General features: G+C 52.2%; 3 protein-coding genes. All 3 read left to right on the top strand.

Features of this window, described 5'->3' with window-relative positions; translation table 11 throughout:
* Nucleotides 1-223 precede the first annotated feature (223 nt).
* Nucleotides 224-1,414 (top strand): ATP-binding protein, encoded by a 1,191-nt coding sequence (locus ACP5D0_RS07110; RefSeq protein WP_472364971.1) that lies wholly within the window; start codon nt 224-226, stop codon nt 1,412-1,414.
* Between the two features lie 714 nt (nt 1,415-2,128).
* Nucleotides 2,129-5,326: an exodeoxyribonuclease V subunit gamma gene (recC, locus tag ACP5D0_RS07105; RefSeq protein WP_472364970.1), complete on the top strand. Its 3,198-nt coding sequence runs from the start codon at nt 2,129-2,131 to the stop codon at nt 5,324-5,326.
* A partial coding sequence (locus ACP5D0_RS07100; RefSeq protein ID WP_472364969.1) for a UvrD-helicase domain-containing protein occupies nt 5,323-8,300 on the top strand: 2,978 nt, incomplete at its 3' end. The genes recC and ACP5D0_RS07100, both read left to right, overlap by 4 nt.

Genomic DNA, 8,300 nt, shown 5'->3' with positions numbered 1-8,300 from the left:
CTATGCAAAAGCTAGATAAAAAATGGGCGTCTTTGTGTACGAAAAAGGGTTGACAGTCCACTTCTCGCGCTTAAAGAGTAGGAAAAAGCCTTTATGCGATCGTATTGTCATGACAGTTTCTACGCCGACGCATGCTGGCCTCTAATGCTTTAATTTTATATCAAAATTGGCTATAATTAACAAAATCTGTTAATTGATCTATATTTTGTTAAAGGTGGGTTTTATGGATCCTCGCTACAATCCTTTTGCGCCGGGTGCGGGTACGCCTCCGCCTGAGCTGGCGGGTCGTGACGATATTATTGATCGAGCTACGATTTCTCTGCATCGTATCGCGGCGGGTCGTGCTGCGCGTAGCGTAGTGTTGTATGGTTTGCGAGGTGTTGGTAAAACGGTACTGCTGTATAAGCTCACTGATATAGCAGAACAAGAAGGTTACATGACGGTCATCATTGAAGCGCCTGAAGATCGCTCATTGCCTGCCATGTTGGGTCCGGCACTGCGTACGGCCTTGATTAAAATGAGCAAGCTTAAACAAGCCAAGGCTGTGATGACAAGCTCACTCAATAATGCAAAAAGTGCATTGGCTGGGTTTATTAAGGCTGCTAAGGTTCGCTTTGACGATGTTGAGGTAAACATCGACTTCGATTTTGAGGAAGGTTTAGCCGATAGCGGCGACTTTGAAAGTGACCTTACTGACTTAATTGTGAATGTGGGTGAATCTGCAAAACATCATAAAAAGCCGATTGTATTGGTGATTGATGAATTGCAGTATGTTCCTGAGGAGCAATTAGCTGCCTTGATAACAGCTTTACATCGCGCGAGCCAAAAACAATTGCCGATTACCTTGGTAGGGGCGGGCTTGCCTCAATTGTTAGGCCAAATGGGCAAAGCCAAGTCTTATGCCGAACGCCTGTTTGAGTTTGTATCCATAGGTGCGCTCGATAACGAATCTGCAAAACAAGCTATTCAGATTCCATTGCATCAGGAGTCTACCGAAATTACCGATGACGCGATTAATGAAATTATTGCGCAAACGAAAGGCTATCCCTATTTTATTCAGGAGTGGGGAAAGCATGTCTGGGATTTAGCTGAGGCTTCACCTATACAGAAACAGGATGCTTTGAATGCAACCGATGTCGCATTGTCAGAGTTGGATGACAGTTTCTTTAGGGTTCGGTTTGACCGCCTAACTCCAGCTGAAAAACGCTATATGCGTGCGATGGCTGAGCTGGGAGAGGGGCCGCATCGTTCCAGTGATATTTCTGAATTATTGGGTAAGGGTGCGTCTGCCGTTGCCCCTATTCGTGCAAGGTTGATTCTCAAAGGGATGATTTATAGTCCTTCACATGGTGACACGGCCTTTACGGTGCCTTTGTTTGATGGGTTTATGAAACGTATCATGCCGAAGTTTTAGTCAACACGGTGTTAGATTCTAACGAGTGGTAAATTATGTCGCACGATGTCTCAATTTTTGTCACATAAGCGCAGACTTTAGTGGGGTTGAAAGTGGGGTAAAAATCCCCTTTAGTTTTAGCAACCCCTACAGTTACTGGATGTTGTCAGAACGGTGTAGCCACCATTTCCTAAAGCCCACTTGATTTCAAGTGGGCTTTTTTTATGTCTATAACCCTTATGCCAAGCGGCTTTGCGGCCTTTTGTCTGTCTCACTTAGTCTCCATTGATGTCATTCAATTTCATTTAATCTTAAAAAAATGGTATGCAAAATGGTATGTAAAACCGTACATACGTTGCTTATGGTTTGAAAAGTTTACTTTGCATACCATTTAGGAGACATCAAATGCTTTCAGCCTTAAAATAAAGGCTCTTGAATTCAAGATGAATTCTTAGCGTTTACGGGTTAAATCATTTACGGCAAGTTTTCACTCAAGTTTGTGAGCAAAATAGTGTAGGCTCTTTGCTTTTCGCCTTGTTGAATGGGTTAAAATGCTACCGTCCGTTCGCCATCGTCAACCCGTGGTGAATGGGTCTAAACGCACGAATTGAATCGCCGAATCATTGGCGCTTAACCATTGAGTAACGATTCTGCGAATTCACCAGGCCTGGCAAAACGCCTTATCCGCGCCGCGCCGGAACTCAGTCAAGAAACCGCCAAATCAGGAAACTTTGTATGGCCTTTACACTGCACACCTCCAATAAGACCGAAAACCTGCTGGAACACTTGGCTCTGGTGTTGGCGCAGCCTTTGCCGTCACCGTTTGATCCAGACATCTTTTTGATTCAATCGCCGGGCATGGAGCGTTGGTTGCTGCAGCAGTTGTCGCACAAATTTGGTGTCATGGCCAATTACCAATTGTTATTGCCGAATCGTTTTTTCAATGAAATTGCACAAACCGTTTGCCCGGATCGAGATTTGAAGCCAGCGGCTTTTTCCCGAGAGCGTTTGGTGTGGACGGTGGATGCGGTGTTGCGCGATTGGGTGACGGCCTCGCCCGAGGGGTTTGATGAGGTGCGACGGTATCTGCAAGGTGAACAAGCCGCGAAAAAACGTTTTCAACTGGCGCAACAGCTCACCCAACTGTTTGACCAATATCAAGTGTTTCGCCCTGCCTGGATGGATGAGACGTCGCCAAGCCATTGGTCGTTAAAAGTGTGGCGGGCGGTGTTGCAAAAGCTGGGGGAGACGCATCATATCGGTCAGGCCTGGCAGTTTTTGATCGAGGCACTGCAGTCACCGTCGCTTCCCAGTGCGCATGGCCTGCCGAAGCGCATCAGTGTGTTCGGCATTCACGCGATGCCAGTGGTGTTTGTGCAGGTGCTTCAGGCCTTGTCCAAACACACGGATGTGCACCTTTATGTCACTCAGCCGACCGATGGCTATTGGGCCGATTTGCGAAGCCGTGCCGAAGCCAAGCGGGATAAGGTGATGGGGGTCTTTGTGGACACAGTGCCGCAGGCGGCCGAGGCGACGAATCATCCCTTGTTGTCGTTGCTGGGGCAGCAGGGGCGGGATTTTCATCAACTTCTGGTGGAGCACGCCGATTTTGACTGGGAGTTTGACAGCTTTGAAGAAGAGGCCGATACGGCGCTGGCGCAACTGCAGGCCAGCATTCGCGAGAACTGGGCGACGGGTCGGGTGGCCTTGACGGATGCCAGCATTCAATGCGTTTCCTGTCATTCGCGTATGCGCGAAATGCAGGTGCTGAAAGACTTTTTGCTGAAAACCTTGCAAGACGATCCCAGCTTGCAATTGCGCGATCTGGTGGTGATGGCACCGAATATCGCCGACTACGAGCCGTTTATCGAAACGGTGTTTCGGGAAGCCCGCTTGCCGTTTGCGATAGCGGACAAAAGTACCCGAGACGGAAATGAAGTCTACGACGCCTTGGTGGCGCTGCTGCAAATGCTCGGCGGTCGGTTTGAATGGCCGGTGGTCATGGATCTGCTTGAGCGCTCGCCCATCCGGCAACGCCTGGCCTTGTCCGATCGAGACCTGGATCAGTTGCAAAGCTGGATTGAGCAAACTCACACCCGCTGGGGACGATCGGCCGAACACAAAGCGCAACTGGGGCTTCCCTCTTTGGTGCAGAACACTTGGGATGCGGGCTTACGGCAGATGATGCTGGGATTTGCCATGCAAGATCAAACGGTGTCGATTGAGGGCGCACAAGGCCAGCTCTTGGCCAAGCTGGATGTTTTTGTGCGCCGTGTGCTTTTCCATTACGCCGAATCCAGTGCGCGGGAAAGGTCGCCGCAGGCCTGGCGGGAATGGCTAATGGGCTTGATTGAAACCCTGTTCGATGTGCAAAGCCCCGACGTTCAAGGGTTGTATCACACCCTGGAAATTCTGGCGGAAGTGGATACGACTGAAACCTATGACCTGGCGTCGCTGCTGGCCTGGTTGGATGAATCCGTCGCCGAGCAGAAAAGTGCCCAAGGGTTTATGGCCGGTCAACTGACCTTTTGCTCCATGCTGCCGATGCGCAGCATCCCCTTTAAAGTGGTGGCGGTGCTCGGTTTGAATGAAGGCGAGTTTCCACGTCAAGACCGCCGCCCCAGCTTTGATTTAATGGCCGACGATTTTCAATTAGGCGACCGCTCCACTCGGGTGGACGACCGCTATCAGTTTTTGGAACTGATCCTATCGGCGCGTCAAACGCTGTACCTCAGTTACATCGGTCAATCCCAGAAAAAACCGCAGGACATTCCGCCCTCGGTGGTGCTGCAAGAGTTGCTGGATGAGTTGGCGTATGATGAATCGCATTTTCCGCTAAAGCATCCTTTACAGGCGTTTTCGGTGGAGTACTTTCGAGCCGACTCCGGCTTGCAAACCTTTGATGCTGCGGCGCAACAGACCGCGCAAGCCTTGCAGCAAAAAACCTTGTCGCACCCCTTATGGTTTCAAGACGGTCAGCCGCTGCCGGGTTATGAAGGCTCCGTGATTGATTTGGCGGATTTTCTGTTTTTTGCCGGGGAACCGCAAAAATGGTTTGTGCAAAAGCGTTTGGGGTTGCGTTTGTCGGAGGTTGAAGCGGAAATGGCCGCGCATGAGTCCTTTGAGGTGGCCGGGTTAGAGCGGTATCACATCGAACAAAATATTCTGCAGGCGTTGTGTCGTGGGGAATCCGTGGAAGCGGTCAAAGTGGATGTCATCGCTTCTGGCCAATGGCCAAGTGGCGCGATGGGGGCGATTACGCTGGACGACACCCTGCCACACATAGTGGACATGGTCGAGGCCATTGCGGCGCTGCAATTGGGCGCTCGTCAAGCACCGGAATGGTTGAGCGTGCCAATCAACGGTTTCCGATTGGAGGGCAGTTTATCACAAGGCTATGAACAGGGGTTTCTGCGAGCGCGTTATGCAAAATTGAAACCGAAAGACTTTATTCAGGCCGCCTTGACGCAAGCCCTGACGGGGCAAAATGTTCATCTTTTGGGGCTTAATGACAAACGCGAATTGCAACAGGTTGCCTTGACGGCGACCACACCTCTGTCATTGGACACTTGGGTTGAATGCTATGTCAGGGCCCATCAAGCACCGACGCCCTACTGGCCGGAATTGGGTTGGGCCTATCTGACCTCATTCAATGACAAAAAAGCGCCTAAGGGTTCCAAAGGCAAGCCGGAAGAAGAGGTGGCGCAAATGCGTCTGGAGGCGGCCCGCCAAGCGGCGCACAAAGTGTTTAAAGACGCGCGCGAGAAATCGGATTACAACAACCGAACCGATGAAACCATTATCCGATTGACGCAGGGGATGGACTTCGATGCTATTTGGTCGGAGCAGGCCCAGTCAACGACACTGGCGTTGCTGGAGCCGATACATGCGCTGTTTCAAGACCAAGACGACCACCAAGGAGATGCGCTATGAGCGAACGCGAATTTGACCCGATTGCGCAACCATTCGTGCCGGGCATTACCCGTATTGAAGCCAGTGCCGGCACCGGAAAAACCTACTCGATTTCGTATCTGGTGCTGCGTCTGGTGGTTGAAGAAGGGTTGGAAATTGACCAAATCCTCACCGTCACCTTTACCAAAGCGGCCACGGAGGAACTCAAAGAGCGGATTCGCCGCCAGCTTTACAAAGCCCGTCAAGCCTATGACCAACCGCCAGAGAATGACGAAACGCTGCAACGCTGGATTGCCACCCGCCAAGACACGGTTGTTGAGGACAAACAACGGCTCACCAATGCGCTGGCCAATATTGATCAGGCCGGTATTTTCACCATTCACAGCTTTTGTCAGCGGGTGTTGACCGAGTTTCCGCTGGAGAGCCAGCAGGCGTTTAAACTGGAAGTGACCGATGATTTGCGCGACCTGAAAATGCAGGTGGTGCAGGATTTCTGGCGTCAGCAGGTCTATGAGTTGCCGCCATCGCGTGCACGCCTGTTGAAAAAGACACTCAGCTCGCCCCAAGCTTTGTACGATTGGCTGCAAGCGGTGGGGGACGATGAGGTGACGTTGGTACCCGATCCGCCGGCGGATATCGACACCCTTTGGCAAACCTATGAACAACACGCACCAAGGCTCACCGCCTGGCGACAAAGCGTTTTACCAGGCCTGGTGAAATGGCGGCAACAGCATCAATCGGTACTGGTTAAGGCATTTGATACCGCGCTGGCGGCGTTTGACAAAGATTATGGCAAATTTCTGGATAAAACCGCATTTTTGAATATGGTGTCTAAAGCCAAAGGGAAATGGACGGCCAAAGATCAGACCTTGGAAGAACAGCGCGATCAGTTCTGGCAGGCCTTTCAAGCGGAGATGCAGCCCCCCAGCGACGCTTATGCAGCTTTGACGGAGGCGGAGCCTTTACTGGAAGCCGGTTATAAAAAAGCCTGTCGAGCCTATTACCTGAAAGAATTGAAAGCGCGTCAGGCGCAGCAAGGTTTAATTGGCTTTAACGATCTGGTGTTGAATCTGGCCAATTTGCTGAAAGACGAAACGCAACGCCCCCCGATTGTCAACGCCATGCAGTCACGCTATCAAGCCGCGTTGATTGATGAGTTTCAAGACACGGACGCCGATCAGTGGCGGATTTTTAAGGCGTTTTTTGCCACGGGTGCGCACTATCTGTATTTGATTGGCGACCCCAAACAGGCGATTTACCGTTTTCGCGGTGCCGACATTGACACCTATCTGGCGGCGGCGCGTTCCGCCGATGTCAAGTTAACGCTGGCGCATAACTGGCGCTCCAGGCCGAGGCTGGTCGAGGCCGTGAATGCGCTCTTTTCGCAAGTGCCGCAGCCGTTTCAAATGGACGGACTGGCATTTCATCCGGTTCGCCCAGGCCTGGTCGATGCCGATGTCAAGCCGGTTGAACAATGCCCATTCAGGGCTTGGGAGTGGCCGGATCCCGAAAGCAAACGCAGTGCGGAAGCGCAAGATGCGTTGATTCAGCGCAATGTGTGCCAGGATATTTTGCAGCAATTGCACAGCGGTCAACGCCGCCCCGGTGACTTTGCCGTGTTGGTGCGCAGCCATAGCCGGGCCGAAGCCACTTTGAACGCCTTGGGGCAGCTCGGCATTCCGGCGGTGGTCAAGTCCAAACAATCGGTGTTTCAGACGGAAGAAGCGAACACCTTGCGCCGAGTCATGCGGGCGGTCTTGCAGCCCAGCCGCCTTCAGTTGGCGCAAGAAGCCTTGAGCGAACCTTTGTTTGGTCTCACGGCACAGGCGTATTTTCAAGTGCTGCAAAGCGACAGTGCCTTTCTGGAGCAGTGGATGTTGTCCCTCAGCCATGCGCACGATGTCTGGCTGGATAAAGGGTTTATGCCTGCGATGATGGACTTTTTTGAACGGCAGGACGCTTTTCAAACCATCAGCCGTTTGCCCTATGCGGAGCGACGCATCACCAACTTGCTCCATTGTATGGAGTGGCTTCAGCAGACGGTTTTGGATGAGGTTTTAACACCGATTCAGACACTCCACGCTTTGGAAAATGCCATGCAGGAAGGTTCAACGGAGGCCACGGAATTGCGGCTGGAAAGCGACGCCAAGGCCGTGCAGGTGGTGACCATTCATGCCGCCAAAGGGTTGCAGTATCCCGTGGTCTATTGTCCGGATTTGTACAAGCCCAAAAAACCGAATTCCCGCACAAAAGCCCATAAAGTCAAAATCAACGGGCACTGGCAAGTCAGTGCCGATGCGGCGGGTAAGGAGGCGCTAAAACGCTTGGCAGAAGAAGATTTGCAGGCGGAGGACTTGCGTTTGACCTATGTGGCTTTGACACGCGCGGAAGACGCCTGTGTGGTGGTCATGCCGCCGCAGTTGGGGGGTAAAAAGTCAGACGGTTCCAGTTTAAGCCGCTTGTTGCCGGACGGTGTGCCCGCGGTGGAGACCATCGCGGTGGAGACGATGGCCTTGCTGGATTCTGAGGCATTGCAAGGCTACAGCGCTTCCGATGGTGCGGATTTGGATTTTGAACGCCTCGCTGAATTTTCGCGTCGCTTGGATACCCGCTATCGACTGACCAGCTTTTCCCGTTTAAGCCAAGCCCGTCAAGACCAGGTTCAGGAAGATGCCAGAGGCAAAGCGGAGGATGAAATCGCACTGGAATCGGAGCAGGAGGCGGCTGACGAAATGGCGGCTCAGATGGCAACGCAGATGGCGACACAATCGCCCCAAAAAACGCCGCTTGCGATGTTACCAAGGGGCGCACACTTTGGGAATTTGGTGCACGATCTGTTGGAGCACTCTGACTTTCGGGCGCTGGTCACCGGGCCGGATGAGACCTTGGTGCGAGTGCTGTGCCAGAAGTATGGCGTGACCGAAATGCTGGCCTCACACCCATCGGCTGGGCGTGCGTCTGAAATGAACGCTCAAATGCAACCAAAAATAGACCC

The sequence above is a fragment of the Hydrogenovibrio sp. genome, assembly GCF_049975065.1.
In the GTDB taxonomy this organism is placed as follows: Bacteria; Pseudomonadota; Gammaproteobacteria; order Thiomicrospirales; family Thiomicrospiraceae; genus Hydrogenovibrio.
Note: the sequence above shows the minus strand (reverse complement) of the source record. Positions and strands in the feature narration are given on the sequence as shown.